This window comes from Vibrio sp. 2132-1 (assembly GCF_033344315.1).
Genome location: NZ_JAWPON010000009.1, coordinates 196,130 through 212,665 on the forward strand (window position 1 = coordinate 196,130; position 16,536 = coordinate 212,665).

The following is a 16,536-nucleotide window of genomic DNA, read 5'->3' on the forward strand; positions in this document are numbered from 1 at the left end:
TTTATACGCATAATTTACTCGTCAGCGTAAAGGAGGAAGAAATGAAGAAGCCAATGATGGCGTACTTTTTTCAGCAACGCCTAGCTCAATCGAGTAATAAAATAGAAGTGATGACTCTGGTTTATCTTAACGATATGTTCCAGTGGTCATAGCCTAACCTCAAGCAGAACTTAGCTCCTGATACTACACCCCCACTTCGTTGTATCTTAAGTTCTGCTTTTTCATCTTTTGCACTCTACTACCTTATTGCAGGTTACTAAAAGTTAACTAGTTGAAACACCGCAAAACAGAGTCTACATTGAAGTCTCATCCCCCAATCGCTTTGTTGAGAAAGGGGCATTCATGGATATACACCACCAATTCGGGAGTCAATATGGCAACTTCAGTGAAACTTAAAGCGGGCGACAGCTTCCCTCATCTTCAAGCCACTTTGCTAGATGGTTCAAGCGTAACGTTGGGTCAGCCGCAAGGTGATGCGACTTGGCAAGCAGTATTCGTTTATCGTGGTAAACACTGCCCTCTTTGTACTAAGTACCTCAACGAGCTTGAGAGTTACAAACAGGCTTTCGCTGATGCTGGCGTCGATATTCTTGCCGTTTCTGGCGATTCAAAAGCACAGCTAGAGGGGCATCTAGAGAAGCTCGAAATCAGCTTCCCTATCGCTTACGGCCTGACCGAAGAACAAATGAAAACGCTAGGCTTGTATGTATCTATTCCTCGATCTGAACAGGAAACCGATCATAATTTCGCAGAACCAGGTCTGTTTGTGGTGAATGAACACGGCGACTTACACGTGGTGGATATTTCAAACAACCCGTTTGTTCGCCCTGAGCTTGGCGCGCTATCACGCGGATTGGCATGGATTCGCGATCCAAACAATAACTACCCTATCCGTGGCACATTGGATTACTAATATCTTCTACACCCAAGTAAACTTTCTATCCTTAAATAAGCTAGGATTCTTGCCTCAGTGAGAATAACTTGGAATGCATATCAGATCCGTGAGATCTGATATGTATCAACAAGTTGGAAATAGAGTCCTTGTTCATTATACAACGCCTTGATGAAAAACGAGATCAGTGAAGCTCAGGCTCCCCTCAAACGACGTTAAGTATTTACTTCTAAGTCACTTTCACGATAAATACATGAAATTAAGACTAAAAACTTAGACTTAACGGATATATAAATCATAACGGTATCTACACAAGTAGTTGGCTAGCGATTATTATCCTATTGCAGCTCACAATTGTGCAATTCTAATAATTCATACCATAAATGAAAACATAGATACCGTAAGAGACAAAATAAAAGCAAACGATTAAATTATCAATAAAACACCGTTCAATTAAAAATAAAAATTTTCACTTTATATAAATATAATTAATCGTTATTTGCAATCACACATCTTAATTGAGAAATACAGTATGAATAAAATCTCTTTGCTTTATATGGCCGTTTGTATCGGATTAGTTGGATGCGGTTCAGGAGGAAGCGACAACGATCCAGCAAAAGATATACATCCCACCATTTCAAATCCGGAACAAGTCAACGCAATGACGGTGGACAAAGGTCATTTCTATTGTTCTGTAAACCAACAAAAACTGGAACACGGAGGGACATCTGCAAGCATGTCCTACCTGGTTGAAAAGAAAAGAAATTCTACGGTTGTCGACGATTATGAATGTACCGAATACGGTTTAAAGAAAGGTGAGTCAATTATCGTCACTAAAAGTGCAATTGAAAACTTTTCATACTCAAAACATTATAAAAGCACGAAGAAGAATGACATTAATGGGTTTAAAATCATCTACCCTACAGGGCTTACGACTCCGATTAATAAAGATTATGAAAAAATTACGATCACGTATAATACGGAGAGACCTGACGTTAACATTAAGATAATTCAATATTTTGACGAAAAGTCTAAATTATATACCATCAAAAAATATGAAAACCACGTTAACGACAAATCACCAATAGGTTTAGTTGAGAAAGAGGAATTCGATAAATATTCCGATTTTGAAAAGAAACTGGAATTAAATAGTGCTTTTTTAAATTCAACTGAAGTGAGTGATTTATTCTACAACTTATTAAGTATGATAAAATAATAACTAAAAATCAAAAACTTAAAAAGTACGATTATTCTCAAGTAGCCTCGATATGCCTGACTCGAAAGAGTACGTTGTTTTACGAAACAAATTACGATTTAAATGAAGCACATCTAAGTTACTTGGGTATAAACGGCGATGTATTGTTAATCAGCTTTCAAAAGAGAGTAACGTTTGCGATTAACTACTTTGGTCTTAACGAAGCTCAATTTGATGCTTTTCAGACCAAATTCGCAAATCATCAAGAATCTTAAGTGCGGTACGGCCGAACTCTGTTAGTTCATAGCTTACGGCAATTGGGCGGTCGCTGATCACTTTGCGCACCACCATACCTTCCGCTTCTAGCTCTTTAAGGCGTTGGTCGATCATCTTTTTACTTGCACCGCCTAGCATGCGTGCTAAGTCATTGAAACGAACTGGGCCGTCTTTCAAATGATAAATCAGAGAACCTTTCCATTTACCACCAATTAGACGCATCCCTTTCTCGATAGCACATGGCTCCGCACATACGTTCGCCACTGACTTACGACCTTTGCTATCTACACTGATTCTGCTTTCCACAATACACCTCAAGATACGCACCTAATCTAGGTAACGAAAAGTAAGCTAGATACATTTAGTGCTTTAGAGTAATAAAAACGTCACCTCGCCGCAAACAAATAAAAATGGACCGCATGCAGCAGTCCATCTCAATTCATCATTCAGTTCGCACTATCTTTCTAAAAGGATTAGAAGTTTTCGTTAATGTGAGCTTCGAAACGAACAAAATCGTTTTCGATATCTGCGTTCTTCATCACGTCGTAACAAGCAAATGTAGGCAGTGCTGACATACCAAAGAAGCGGAAGTTAGCGTGCATGTGGAACATCAAATCGTCCACGCCTTTACCTTGGAATAGGTATTCGCTCTCATCATCAAACGATTCTTCTGGCGCGTTGAATGTCAGTGACAGCATGTATTTGCTGTTGGTTTGAGTGCCGCCTGTACCATAGTTTTTCTTTGGTTCTTCTGCGCTACGGCCATCGAATGCACATAGTGCGCCGCCCATACCCGCAGTAAACACGTCGTCCATGTATTTTTTGAATGACCAAGGCACAGACATCCAGTTGATTGGGCTTTGGATGATCACGCGATCAGCCCACTCAAAGTGTGCGAGTTGCTCATCTACGTTGATCTCATCTTGCATTGTCACAACGCGAACCTTATGGCCTTTTGCTTGCAGAAGCGTCTGTGCTTTGTCGACAAGAGAAGCATTTAGACGACCTTCTGAATATGGTGATGGTTCGTGTGCATTGATGATCAGTACGTTGCTCATGGGATTACCTTTAAATAAGTTCACAAGATGACGCAGTAACCATTGTGCGTCGGATGTGGTTTATTATGGTAACCTAGAAATATAGTGCAATTAGTTAACTTTTAGTAACCTACTTAATTTTTTATTATATCACTGTTTTTAAAACATATATTTTTTCAATTTTTTATTCATCGTTATTTTACGATTAATTTTTTCATCGAGTTGTTGCATCTTCCACAGAGCAGGCGTACACTTTATCGCAATTCGACGATTAACTATTAAGGCCAGCGAATGAGTGATAAGTGCAAGGACACGTGCGAAGTTGTTTTTCAGACAACGCAACAACAGCTCGAGAAAGAACAAACTCTCGCAGCGCAAGCAAAAGCTTTGTCGCATCCAGCACGTTTGCGCATTCTGCATATCCTGCACACGCTCGATACCATGGGCGGTTGTTTGAACAGTGATTTGGTTTCTGAACTGGGTCTTGCGCAATCTACTGTTTCCGAGCACTTGCGTATTCTCAAGCAAGCAGGCTTTATCAGCGCCGAGCCAAACCCACCTAAGGTGTGTTACCGCATTCAACGCGACGCGTTTGATCAGTTCAATCTAGGATTTTCCAAGTTCTTTGATTAATGCCCTTTGCACGCTGGTCAGGCGTGCAGAGATAAACTATACCTTTAACCATCGTCTTTCGACGATAAACGAATAAGAGAACACTATGGCTACTCAAGTTTTAAATAGTGCCAGCGACAAAATGAGCTTCTTGGACCGTTACTTAACGGTGTGGATTTTTGTTGCAATGGCAATCGGTGTAGGTATTGGCGCAGCATTCCCTCAAGTAGCTGAGTGGAACGAGTCAATGTCAGTTGGTAGCACAAACGTACCGCTAGCGATTGGTTTGATTTTGATGATGTACCCGCCACTCGCAAAGGTGAACTACAACCTGCTAGGCACAGTGACGAAAGATAAAAAAGCAATCACGCTGTCTTTGGTCATGAACTGGATTGTCGGCCCTATTTTGATGTTCATCCTTGCATTGACTTTCCTAGGTGATCATCCGGGTTACATGGTTGGTATCATTCTGATCGGTCTTGCTCGTTGTATTGCGATGGTATTGGTATGGAACGATATCGGTGGTGGTAACAAAGAATACGGCGCAGCCCTAGTTGCATTAAACAGCGCTTTCCAAATCGTGACTTACAGTGTGATGGCATGGTTGTTTATCACTGTGTTGCCACCAGTCTTTGGTTACGAAGGTTTCGTAGTTGATATCTCGATGATGGACATCGCGGAAAGCGTTCTTATTTACCTTGGTATCCCATTCCTAGCGGGCTTCCTAAGCCGCAAATGGCTGGTCGCTGCGAAAGGTGAACAATGGTACAACGACGTATTCATCCCACGCATTTCACCAATTACGCTTATCGCCCTGCTTGCGACCATCGTACTGATGTTCAGCTTGAAAGGTGAAATGATTCTTGAACTGCCAATGGATGTATTCCGTGTAGCAATTCCACTGGCTATCTACTTTGTGTTGATGTTCTTTGTCAGCTTCTTCGTTGGTAAGAAAATGGGCATCGACTACGACAAAAACGCGTCAATTGCTTTCACGGCAACAGGCAACAACTTTGAATTGGCAATTGCGGTTTCTATCGCGGTGTTTGGCCTAAACTCAGACCAAGCTTTTGCTGGTGTCATTGGCCCGCTGATCGAAGTGCCTGTATTGATTGCTTTGGTGAATGTAGCATTGCGAATGAAAGCCAAATATTATGGCTAACCTAAAAAGCACAAAAAATACAAAAGCGGTAAAACATTAACTCACTACCGTTTTAATATACTCGCTGGGCGTTAGGCCGAACTTACTTTTAAAGCGTTGGCTAAAACGCCCCTCTGACTGATAACCACACAACTGTGCGAGCATAGCAACGTTATACGAGCCATTTTGCATCAAGTAAAGTGCGTGATTTAAGCGCACTTCTGCCAATACTTCACGATACTGGGTACCTTCTTGTTTCAGTTTGCGTATCAATGTTGCTCGGCTCATAGCAAAGTGCCCCGCGACCATGTCTAATGGATGCCCCTCCCCTGGAGAGCGCGATAAGTAACGACTAAGTTTCTGACTAAAAGAGATATGTGAACTCGAGAACAACCGATGCAATAACCCTCTCTCAGCTAGCTGCTGATATAGGCCCATAATCCAATAGCGTTGTGTCGCTTCACTTAAGCTTTCCCGCTCAAACGAAAACAAAGCATTTAACGTCGCTTGCAATGCTTTATCTGTCTCAACAACGGGTACATAGTTTCCTAATGCGTTGCTCATGCTTAGCTCCAACATTTCATCGCTAGGCACACAGTGAAAACTGAACATTCGAGAAAGAAATCGCCCTTGTAGAGGAAGATTTTCAAAATTTAGGGATGCATTTGCTTCACAAAGCATGATATTTGGATGATGGATGTCGAGTACTTCGTCTTTCCAGAAAAGATGTTTACTCCCCTTAACAATCTGAATAAGGCTTGGGGAGTGAATCCTGACATTACGAAGCTTCTGCTGCTGCTCCGCACGAAACAGCGTAACCTGATATTGGTGACCCATTCTCTCCCCTTATATTCAATTATCGCGTGTAAGTCGTGGTTAATGTCGCTTTACCCAAAGCAACACTATTCAAAGTAAACCCTACAATGGCTGGTGGCGTGTTTTCATCCAAATTCAGTTCTTCAGTTGGCAATGCCCACACCGTAAACTGGTAACGATGCATCCCATCATTCTTTGGAGGACACGCGCCGCCGAACCCCGTTGTGCCGTAGTCAATACGAGATTCTTTGACGCCTAACTTGTTCATATCAATTCCTCGAGGCAGCTCGCTAACGGTGGATGGAATATTAAACGCTATCCAATGCCAAAAACCACTGCCTGTTGGTGCATCGGGGTCATACACGGTGATCGCAAAACTTTTTGTGCCCTTTGGAGCTTCTTTCCACATCAATTGTGGTGATTGATTCCCGCCATCACATCCCCAACCAGAGTATTCAAATGTCTTCGCCATCGGGTGGCCTTCTTGAATATCTCTACTCACGAGTTCAAATGCATGTGTAGAACCGACCGCAAAAACACTCAATACCAAAACTGACTTGTAGATCGCTTTCATGTTTTTCTTCCTTTCAATGAATTCAACACTAGTCTAAATACCCAGCAGTCCGAATCCTTGTCAGTAAGTTTCAAAAAACACAAAATAATCTATAATTTTGACACTTTAAGATTCTAACACAAATTTCTTACTCTCTTAATTGCACTTGGTTTATGCTAATTAATCGCTCACGGAATAAGGAAGGAAAATGGAATTGGATATCTACGTGGTGGACGCCTTCACCGATACGTAATTCAAAGGCAACTCAGCAGCGGTGATACCGTTAGAGGAATGGCTAGCCCCAGAATTGATGCAAAATATCGCGACAGAAAACAACTTATCAGAGACGGCTTTCCTAAAGTCCATTGGCGCAAACCAATATGAGATTCGTTGGTTCTCTCCGATTACTGAAATCGATTTCTGTGGACACGCAACACTGGCCTCTTCGTTAGTTCTGTTTGATGAGTTTGGCATTAATGGCACGATTGAATTTCATACTCTAGAAGTAGGGACCCTCACCGTAGAGAAGAATGCGCAAGGTAAGATCGAGATGACGTTCCCTGCTCATCCTCCAAAAGCCGTTTCTGATATTCCCTCGGCATTGATTGATGGCCTAAGTTGCGATGTGGAACGCGTACTGCTTAGCCCTCAAGCGTATTTCGTGGTGGTCGGCAACCAGCAGGAGGTACTTGAGGTTCAATACCGCTCAGAGCACCTCAAGACACTCGCTCCTTACGATGTGGTCGTTACCGCGAAAGGTGATCAACAAGACTTTGTATCGCGTTACTTTTGGCCTGCAAATGGTGGTGACGAAGACCCCGTAACTGGCTCGATTCACGCTGGGTTAGCACCGTTCTGGGCAGAAGCGTTAGGCAAAACATCACTGGTCGCTTACCAAGCTTCTCAGCGCGGAGGCATTTTGCACTGTGAAGTTACTGGCGAACAAGTAAGAGTATCTGGCGACGGCGTGCTCTACATGAAAGGCAAGGTTTTTGTTTAAATGATATTCATGTAATCAACTTAAAAGAGCCAAGTAAAGCACGGCTTCCGCAGGATAAAGCCAGCTTCAATAATTAATCAATTGATGAATATTGAAGGAATTAACTTCCTAGCCGGACAAAACTGACTCACGTTACACTGAATGCAGTCCCATACTCTTCTATAGCTTGATACGAATTCGAGCTCACCTTCTTAGAGGAAGCGTCGCATGATGAAGCGAATCATTCTTGGCACCCTAGCCCTGACTCTTTTAACTGCCTGTTCCAAAGATGACGGACAGCAAGCCCTTGGCACACTAGAACGTGACCGCGTAACCTTTACTGCAACCTCTAGCGAGATAATTCGCGCCCTTCCCATCAAGGAAGGCAGCCAAGTCACCGAAGGAGAAGTGCTGGTTCAGCTCGATACAAAGAACCAAGAAGCCGTTTTAGCTCACGCCGTAGCCGAACAAGCCAAGGCTGACGCCTATCTTTTGAAATTGACCAATGGTGAGCGACCAGAAGACATTGCCGCAGCGCAAGCTCGCGTTGCCAGAGCGGAAGCTCAATTGGTTGAAGCGCAAAAGAACTACCAACGTAAAGCAGAGTTAGTTCGTAAGAAACTCATCAGCCAATCAGAAAAAGACACAGCTTTAGCAGCCAGAGATTCTGCCCGTGCAGAGCTAGACTCCTCACAAGAAGAGTTCAGCAAACTGACCGCTGGCTCTCGCCCTGAAGATATTGAACAAGCGAAAGCCGCACTCATGGCAGCAAAAGCCGATGTGGCACTGCAAGAACAGAAACTAGCAGAACTCACCATCACCGCCACGCGAGATGGCTTGTTAGATAACCTACCGTTTAACCTTGGTGAACGCGTTCCTGTGAATGGCATTGTTGCAGTAATTCAAGCGAGCCGCGTCCCATACGCCCGTGTTTATGTTCCTGCCAACTACCGAGTCAACTTTGTGCCGGGTAAAACGGTTAACGTGCATGTAGATGGCGTTGAGCAACCATATAGCGGCACCGTTCGTTGGGTAGCGACTGAGCCTTCATTTACGCCTTATTTCGCGCTTACCGAGGAAGAACGCTCGCGTTTGATGTACCTAGCAGAAGTCGACCTTCAAGACTCAGCACAATCCTTGCCTTCAGGTATTCCAGCTCAAGTGGATTTGGTGGAGTAAGCCAATGACCGAATACGCGATTCAAGCTGAAAATGTAGTGAAGAAGTTTGGTGACTTCACCGCCATCAACAACATCACGCTCAATGTGCCCAAAGGCAGTATTTATGGTTTTCTTGGCCCTAACGGTTGCGGTAAATCGACAACCATTCGTGTGTTGACTGGCTTACTTAGCCCAAGCGAGGGCAATGTCGATGTACTCGGGTTAGAGATCCCAAAACAATCGGAGCTTCTGCGCCTCAAGATTGGCTACATGACACAAAAGTTTTCCCTCTATGATGACCTCACGGTTCAAGAGAATCTTGAGTTTATTGGACAAATCTTTGGTATGGAAACCAAGGCCCTGAAAGCTCGCATCGAAGAACAACTGTCAACCTACGGTCTCGACCAACTACGCAAACAGCGCGTCGGCGGAATGAGTGGCGGGCAGAAACAACGCTTGTCTCTCGCCGCAGCCACCATGCATAAACCAGAACTGTTGTTTCTCGATGAACCCACGTCTGCGGTTGACCCAGAGAACCGACGCGATTTCTGGGAGCAATTGTTTGATCTCTCTGACCAAGGTGCGACGATTTTGGTCACTACGCACTACATGGATGAAGCAGAACGCTGTCATCGTCTGGCGATTATGGAAGCCGGGGAAATCCGCGCCGATGGTGAGCCAGAAGAACTCATGGCGCAAATGGGCGTTAACATCGTCGAAGTCAAAGCGGATAACTTACGCGAGCTAAAAGAGAAAGTCATTCAGCGCGAAGAAGTCCGTTCTGCCGCACAGCTCGGCATTCGCTTACGCATTTTGATCCACCAGCACATCGAACAACCGATCGAATGGTTAACCCAAACCTTTCCTGAGCTTGATGGCTGCGAGATGAACATTGCTCGCCCGAGCTTGGAAGATGTGTTTGTCAGCGTGACGGGAGAAGGTCGCCAATGATGAAATCTATTGCCCGCATGAAAGCGGTGATGATCAAAGAGATCCGTCAGCTTTCACGTGACCGCATTACCTTTGGCATGGTCGTGATGATCCCGCTAATTCAGCTTCTGCTGTTCGGCTTTGCCATTAATACCGATATTCGCAACATCCCCGTTGGCGTCGTCGATCAAAGTGGCAGCACTGCCGGGCGTGTGATCACCGAGTCCGTCAAAGTCACGCAAGTGGTCGATGTGGTCGAAACCTTCGCTACCGCAACAGAAGCCGAGCAAGCCATTCAAGACGGCTTGGTACGAGCGGCTTTAATTCTGCCTAGCGATTTAACCCAACGTATGGTGCAAGGGCGAGAGCTTGGCCAATGGATTGTGGATGGTTCAGACACCATGATCAGCTCTGCGATTCTCTCACTACAAACCATGCCGTTAACAGATTTTGATTTTGAAATACGCCCTACTCCAACCAAAACCTTTGAAGTTGCGCTGTATTACAACCCGAGTCGGCGCTCGGCGGTGAACATTGTCCCTGGTTTATTGGGCGTGATTCTGACCATGACGATGATCTTGTTCACCAGTGCAGCCATTGTTCGAGAACGAGAACGTGGCAATTTAGAGTTACTGATTACTACGCCAATCCATTCCATAGAACTCATGGTAGCGAAGATCATCCCCTACATCTTTGTTGGTCTGATACAGGTGTTTATCATTTTAGGCTTGGGTCACTGGATATTTGGTGTGCCGATAAACGGCGCCATTAGTCAGATACTATTTGGCACGCTATTGTTTATCGCCGCGAGTTTAACCTTAGGTTTGGTGATATCCACCATTGCGACGACACAGCTTCAGGCAATGCAGATGACGGTGTTTATTCTTTTGCCGTCGATTCTTCTATCCGGATTTATGTTCCCTTATGAAGGAATGCCCATCGCGGCACAATGGATATCCGAAGCGCTGCCTGCCACCCACTTTATGCGAATTATTCGTGGTGTGGTGCTGCGTGGTGCAGACCTAATGGAACTATGGCGAGATACAGTTTGGTTACTTGGATTCACCGTTATCGGCCTTATTGTCGCTTCATTTCGCTTCAAAAAATCACTCGACTAATCCCACGATATTGCGTTCATTCCTTAAAAACAAAAATAGCCCCAACGAAGGGCTATTTTTTGTTTCTGTATTCATACACTGTGCTATCGAGCTCAACTCTCAGACAATATTAATAGTACTCACCGTAGGAACAATCTCGTAAATCGGAAATATTGTAGTTTTTCAAAGAGTTTATTTTAAAGTTGAACACTACCTGTTTACAGACAACGCCTTCGCGATCCGTGTACGTGATAATACCTTCACTGTACGCACGCTGACCATCAGAGGATGTCACGTCAGCAACAAGTTCCAAATGGCCCTTGTGCGCGTCTACGCGATTCATCATCTCAAACACATCGACCCACTCTTCGCGATTTGCCATTTGTATTAGCATGGACTTCGCCTGTGTTTCCAACTGCTGGGGGTATACATAATAACGGTTGTAACCAAAGTATGCGCACATAAGTAATAAAACGAGTGCTAATGAGGTTGTTCTTGTCATACAAGCTTCCTCTTGTTGTTATAAAAATCTTGCTTCGTTAATTCAGTATAGGAAGCGAGCAAAGTTTAGGTTATAGAACTTGCCCAAATAACAGGGGACAGTCAGAGACAGTCAATTCTATGACAAGCTCAACAACAAACTCTATTGCAGTCTCATCATGAGTTTGAACAAAAATACGCCTCAGAGAAAGCAAGAAGTAAGAAGGGAAAACTAACCAGAGCGAGGTGATAACAGAAAAGTAAAAGGAATTGGAGGAAAAAGACAATCAGAGTGAATGTAGTGAGAGCGGAAATCAAGATTAGATTATCCGCCCATCAACTAGGCTCAAATTGTCAGTGACAACAACAACGCGACTCACCGAGTTTAAACGTGTTGGTAACTATCTTCGAGAGACTCTGTCTGCGTTTTTTTCTCGCTCACTTCCACTTTAACCGCAGCGACCTTGAACTCAGGGATCTTCGCATGCGGGTCAGTCGCCGTTGTCGTTAAACGGTTCACCGGAGACTCAACAAAGTGGAATGGAATGAATACCACACCTTTTTGAATACGCTTAGTCACAAAGGCATCAATCTCAATGCTGCCGCGACGTGTAGACACCGTCAGACGCTGACCATTACTGATGCCTAGCGCTTCTGCGTCTTCCACGCTCACCATCGCGCGAGGGCCTGCAAGGTTATCCAATCCTTTGGTCTTACGCGTCAAGGTGCCAGTGTGGAATTGCTCAAGTACACGACCTGTAGTAAGCACCAGTGGATACTCTTCATCTGGCAGCTCAGCCGCATAACGGAACGGTACGCCCACCATTTGTCCTTTACCACGAGTAAACTGGGTTTGGTGCATGATGCGAGTACCTGCCGGGTTGTTCTTGTTGCTCGGCCATTGCACACCGTTTGGCGTAATGGCATCCCAACGAAGACCAGCGTATTGAGGTGTCACACGTGCGATTTCATTGGTGATATCAGACACGCAGTGATAATCCCAATCACTACCCATGGCATTGGCGATTTCTTGAATAATCCACCAATCTTCTTTCGCTTCACCCGGTGCCGTGACAACCTGATTCACGCGCTGAACACGACGCTCCGTATTGGTGAAGTGACCCGCTTTCTCTGCAAACGAGCAAGAAGGCAGAACCACATCCGCGTATTGTGCAGTCTCCGTTAGGAAGATGTCCTGAACCACTAAGAAATCGAGCGCTTCTAAGCCCTCAATCACATGCGCTTGGTTCGGGTCACTCAACACTGGGTTCTCACCCATAATGTACATACCACGGACGTCACGATGGCAAGCCGCATCAATGATTTCTGTCAGGGTTAGACCTTGCTCAGAAGGCAGATTTGGTGCGTTCCATTCAATAGCAAACTTCTGACGCACAATTGGGTTGTATACCTTTTGGTAGCCTGGGAAGCTGTTTGGCAAAGCACCCATATCACACGCGCCTTGCACGTTAGATTGACCACGTAGCGGGTTAATACCACCACCTTCAATACCGATGTTGCCACACAGTAATTGCAGGTTAGCGATAGAACGCACGTTGTCATGACCAGTCGTATGCTGAGTAATACCCATCGAGTAGTAAACAGCCGTACGATCTGCCGTACCGATCATGCGCGCCATTGCTTGAATGTCTTCGGCTTTTACGCCTGTAACCAACTCCACTTTATCGAGGTTGTAAGCTGGCGACATCACTTCTTGCAGTAAGGTATCAAAGCCGTCGACACGTTCTTCGATGTACTCTTGATCATACCAACCGTTCTTGATGATCTGCTGCATGACGCCGTTAAGGAGCATCACATCCGTACCCGGACGGTGCGCCATATACAGCTCAGCATGCTCTGCCATATCGACACGTTTCGGGTCAGCTACAATCAAACGAGCGCCGTGATGACGAATTGCTTGTTTAATATGTGAAGCGATAATCGGGTGCGCCGATGTAGTATCCGAACCGATAATAAAGATCACATCCGAGTGCTTAATGCTTGGAATGTCGTTGGTCATTGCACCACTACCGAGTGATGCCTCAAGACCGGTTACACTCGATGCGTGACACAAGCGCGCACAGTGATCGACGTTATTGGTGCCTAGTTCACGACGGACAAATTTTTGGAACGCGTAGTTGTCTTCGTTGGTGGTTTTCGCTGAAGAGAAACCCGCCAATGCGTTGCTGCCAAAATCTTGCTTGATGCCAGAGAACTTGCTTGCAATCAGTTGAATCGCCTCTTCCCAACTCGCAGGCTGCAACCAACCGTCTTTACGAATCAAAGGCGTGGTAAGACGCTCTTCACTGCCGATGAAATCAAAACCAAAGCGCCCTTTCACACACAGCATGCCTTGGTTCACTGGCGAGTCACCGCCCTTCACGTAACGAATCGTATTGGTTGCTTCGTCCACGAACATAGTCAACTTACAACCCACACCACAGTACGTACAAATGGTGTCGACCGCTTTCAGATCTTCAGTACGACCTTGTGAACGGTCACGACTATCGACCATCGCGCCCGTTGGACACACTTGAACGCACGCGCCACATTGCACGCAGTTCGAATCGCCCATTAGGGTTAAGCCATTCTTGTTACTTCCAAAGTGTGGACGGTCGTCAGGACGTAATGCAGGACGACCTTGTTTGTCGCACACAAAGTTCAGTACGCCGTGCACGGCTTTGTCACGACACGCTTGGATGCACTGACCACAACTAATACAGCGGTTGGCATCAAACTCAATAAACTCAGAGCTACGGTCAACTTCGTACTTATGACGCAAGTCTTTCGCACGAAGATCTAACCAATCTTGATGCGATTTAATCTGCAAGGAGAAGTCAAAGCTTTGCTGAGCTTCATATTCGGTGGAGTAATCACGCAGCGCACAATCGGTATTTGCCTGACAGCCACATTCTAGACAGCGCGCGGCTTCCTTCATTGCTTCTTCGTTATCAAAACCCAACTCCACTTCAGCGAAGCTTTGCTCGCGTTGTACTGGAGTCAGCTCAGGCATGATAGAGCGAGCGACTTTCTGGATGTTCTCGAAGTGAAGCGGATCGACTTGAGAGAGCTTCTTCTCTTTACGCGAGTTGAACGCTGCCTTTGGCATATCCGCCATATCGCCATTCAAAAACAGGTCAATCGCTTTTGCCGCAACGCGGCCATCACCCACCGCTTCAACTGCCGTTGCTGGACCACGGCGGAAATCACCAATACTGAAGATGTTGCCCGTGCCGGTGTGCATGGTCTTTTCATCTGCATCAGAGGTGTTCCAACGCGTAAGCGGAATCGACAAATCTTCGCCTTCGAGGAAGCTCAGATCTGGCTTTTGCGATACTGCCGCAATCACGGTGTCGAACTCTTCGGTGAAGAACTCGCCAGTTGGTTTAGGGCTTCGACGACCAGATGCATCCGGCTCACCCAACGCCATGCGTTCTAGACGAATTGCATTCACGCGTCCGGTTTCATCGGCAAGGTTTTCTGCCGGGTTGGTTAAGAAGTGGAATTTCACCCCTTCGTGTTCCGCTTCGACAATCTCATAGTCTTCTGCTGGCATTTCGTCACGGGTTCGACGGTAAATCAACGTGGTGTCTGCACCAGCGCGACGCGCAGTACGAGCACAGTCAATTGCCGTGTTACCACCACCGATCACCGCGACTTTCTGACCCGTAACGTAGCTTTGTTCGGTAACGTAATCTTTAAGATAATCAACACCTAAGTAGCAACCTTCAAGATCACTGCCTGTGTAATGCATTTCAACCGCTTGAGACGCGCCGACAGCCAAACACACCGCGTCGTATTCTTCACTCAATTGAGAGAGCGTGAAATCAACACCCAGCTTTTGATTGGTGTGAACTTGCATGCCATTGCGGCACATCAGTTCGATTTCTTTATCTAGAATGTCTTTTGGCAAACGGTATTCTGGGATGCCATAACGCAACCAACCGCCCGCTTTTGGCATGGATTCAAAGACCGTAACGTCATAGCCTTCGTTCGATAGGTAGTAGCCGGCCGTTAGACCACCAGGACCACTGCCGACGACGGCAATGTTCAAACCTTTGCTTGGTTTCTTTTCTGGCACATAGGCTTCATGCGCAGACAGATCTGCATCCGCGGCATGACGTTTTAGCTGACGAATTGCAATAGGCTCATCGACTAACGAGCGGCGACATTCGCTCTCACAAAATGCTGGGCACACACGACCAATCGATAGCGGCATAGGAAGCGTACGCTTAATCACTTCAATCGCTTTTTGATGATCGTTCTGTGCGATGTGATAAAGGTACGATTGGATATCAACGCCCGCTGGACACGCGGTTTTACATGGCGCTTCACAATCGGCGTAATGGTCCGTCATGATACGGTTGAGTGCTTTTCTGCGGTGCTCGCTTAATTGTTCTGATTGCGTGACCACATTAAGGCCGCGGTAAACTTCAAGTTCACACGCACGCTTAGTACCGCCGCTTTCGACTTCAACCACACACAAGTCACACGGTACTTTTTCATTACTTTTGTTCATTCCGCACAGCGATGGGATCTCGACCCCACACACTTTTGCTGCTTCTAAAAGGGTTAGACCCTCTTCTACAATTCTATATTTTCCATCGATGACAATTTCTATCATGCAACCCCCGCAGCAAAGCAAATCCAAATCTGCACAAGTAAAACCATACATTCTATAAGGATAATCATTTGTAAGACAAGTTAGTGTGATGTAAAACTTATAAACCACATTTTTCACGTGTCATAAAAAGCGAGGGCTTCTTTCGCTAACTTTCAACACTCGGTGTTTAACAAACGTTTTACTCCCTCGAAAGTGCAAAAACTGAAGGGTTGGACTATTTTGATAATAAGAGTAATAAATGATTGACCTTACCCTTAGGTTAACCTTTAGAATCGAAGGGTTTTCATCATTTTCATCAAACACATGGGAAAAGGTATGCACTTAAAATCGCTGCATACAATCTGGTTAACTCTCTTCACGACGCTAGTACTGTTGGTATCTAGTGTGGCGAACAGTGAGCTGTTGATGAATATTCAAATGATGTCTACTGGCATGGCTCATCATCCTTCTATGATGAGTGACAGCGAACACTGTGGTATGCCTGGTATGATGGACGTCTCCATGACAGACGCTTCTATGTCCGAAGATGGCGATGCAAGAGAAACCAGCATGAACTGTGGTGGAGGCTCTGGCATGGTTCATACCTGCTGTACTGCCGCGTGTACGATAGTTTTCGTCCCCCTACCGAATCCTACCAATAGCCCAATGCCCGTCATCTATCGCGCAACTATTACTCCTGAAGTTGCTTCCCCAGTCGTACACGTCAGCCGCGACCTATATCGACCTCCAATAGCCTAAATCCGTC

14 protein-coding genes and 1 pseudogene are annotated in these 16,536 nt (G+C 45.5%); 9 read left to right on the forward strand and 6 right to left on the reverse strand.

Translation table 11 applies throughout. The features are described from left to right. The first annotated feature begins 373 nt into the window (after positions 1-373). Both R8N47_RS12400 and R8N47_RS12405 read left to right on the forward strand, forming a co-directional pair. The gene (locus R8N47_RS12400) at positions 374-913 is read left to right on the forward strand and encodes a redoxin domain-containing protein (protein ID WP_005385152.1); all 540 of its coding nucleotides are present in this window, start codon (positions 374-376) and stop codon (positions 911-913) included. Positions 914-1,424: 511 nt separating this feature from the next. After that, a complete protein-coding gene (locus R8N47_RS12405) occupies positions 1,425-2,108 on the forward strand; it encodes a hypothetical protein (RefSeq protein ID WP_064354581.1) in 684 nt (227 codons plus the stop codon). 195 nt (positions 2,109-2,303) lie between these two features. On the opposite strand, the gene R8N47_RS12410 is transcribed toward R8N47_RS12405, so the two are convergent. Together R8N47_RS12410 and R8N47_RS12415 are read right to left on the reverse strand one after the other, a co-directional pair. Next, positions 2,304-2,669 carry a winged helix-turn-helix transcriptional regulator gene (locus R8N47_RS12410; protein ID WP_005375456.1) on the reverse strand — a complete coding sequence of 122 codons (366 nt, stop codon included), beginning with the start codon at positions 2,667-2,669 and terminating at the stop codon, positions 2,304-2,306. A gap of 167 nt (positions 2,670-2,836) precedes the next feature. Next, positions 2,837-3,421: an NAD(P)H-dependent oxidoreductase gene (locus R8N47_RS12415; RefSeq protein ID WP_064354580.1), complete on the reverse strand. Its 585-nt coding sequence runs from the start codon at positions 3,419-3,421 to the stop codon at positions 2,837-2,839. A gap of 270 nt (positions 3,422-3,691) precedes the next feature. On the opposite strand from R8N47_RS12415, the gene R8N47_RS12420 reads away from it, so the two are divergent. Further along, complete coding sequence (locus R8N47_RS12420; RefSeq protein ID WP_064354579.1) at positions 3,692-4,033, forward strand: ArsR/SmtB family transcription factor; 342 nt, start codon at positions 3,692-3,694, stop codon at positions 4,031-4,033. A gap of 85 nt (positions 4,034-4,118) precedes the next feature. Continuing rightward, the gene (gene arsB, locus R8N47_RS12425) at positions 4,119-5,174 is read left to right on the forward strand and encodes an ACR3 family arsenite efflux transporter (RefSeq protein WP_064354578.1); all 1,056 of its coding nucleotides are present in this window, start codon (positions 4,119-4,121) and stop codon (positions 5,172-5,174) included. Positions 5,175-5,210: 36 nt separating this feature from the next. Here arsB and R8N47_RS12430 read toward each other — a convergent pair whose 3' ends face one another. Next, a complete protein-coding gene (locus tag R8N47_RS12430; RefSeq protein WP_064354577.1) occupies positions 5,211-5,990 on the reverse strand; it encodes an AraC family transcriptional regulator in 780 nt (259 codons plus the stop codon). 19 nt (positions 5,991-6,009) lie between these two features. Continuing rightward, positions 6,010-6,543, reverse strand: a complete 534-nt coding sequence (locus R8N47_RS12435) for a YbhB/YbcL family Raf kinase inhibitor-like protein (RefSeq protein WP_064354576.1) — start codon at positions 6,541-6,543, stop codon at positions 6,010-6,012. Between the two features lie 187 nt (positions 6,544-6,730). Here R8N47_RS12435 and R8N47_RS12440 point away from each other — a divergent pair. The 4 genes and pseudogenes from R8N47_RS12440 (at position 6,731) to R8N47_RS12455 (ending at position 10,708) form a co-directional block, all read left to right on the forward strand. Next, positions 6,731-7,522 (forward strand): annotated as a pseudogene (locus R8N47_RS12440) (PhzF family phenazine biosynthesis protein). Positions 7,523-7,729: 207 nt separating this feature from the next. Continuing rightward, positions 7,730-8,680 (forward strand): HlyD family secretion protein, encoded by a 951-nt coding sequence (locus tag R8N47_RS12445; RefSeq protein ID WP_372587974.1) that lies wholly within the window; start codon positions 7,730-7,732, stop codon positions 8,678-8,680. 4 nt (positions 8,681-8,684) lie between these two features. Further along, positions 8,685-9,611 (forward strand): ABC transporter ATP-binding protein, encoded by a 927-nt coding sequence (locus R8N47_RS12450; RefSeq protein WP_064354575.1) that lies wholly within the window; start codon positions 8,685-8,687, stop codon positions 9,609-9,611. Further along, positions 9,611-10,708, forward strand: a complete 1,098-nt coding sequence (locus R8N47_RS12455; protein ID WP_064354574.1) for an ABC transporter permease — start codon at positions 9,611-9,613, stop codon at positions 10,706-10,708. Before R8N47_RS12450 ends, R8N47_RS12455 begins: the two co-directional genes overlap by 1 nt. A 109-nt stretch (positions 10,709-10,817) precedes the next feature. On the opposite strand, the gene R8N47_RS12460 is transcribed toward R8N47_RS12455, so the two are convergent. Further along, positions 10,818-11,189, reverse strand: a complete 372-nt coding sequence (locus R8N47_RS12460; RefSeq protein WP_141135663.1) for a hypothetical protein — start codon at positions 11,187-11,189, stop codon at positions 10,818-10,820. A 363-nt stretch (positions 11,190-11,552) separates the two neighbouring features. Continuing rightward, positions 11,553-15,791, reverse strand: a complete 4,239-nt coding sequence (fdhF, locus tag R8N47_RS12465) for a formate dehydrogenase subunit alpha (RefSeq protein ID WP_064354573.1) — start codon at positions 15,789-15,791, stop codon at positions 11,553-11,555. Between the two features lie 315 nt (positions 15,792-16,106). On the opposite strand from fdhF, the gene R8N47_RS12470 reads away from it, so the two are divergent. Beyond that, positions 16,107-16,529: a hypothetical protein gene (locus R8N47_RS12470; protein ID WP_064354572.1), complete on the forward strand. Its 423-nt coding sequence runs from the start codon at positions 16,107-16,109 to the stop codon at positions 16,527-16,529. Positions 16,530-16,536 lie beyond the last annotated feature (7 nt).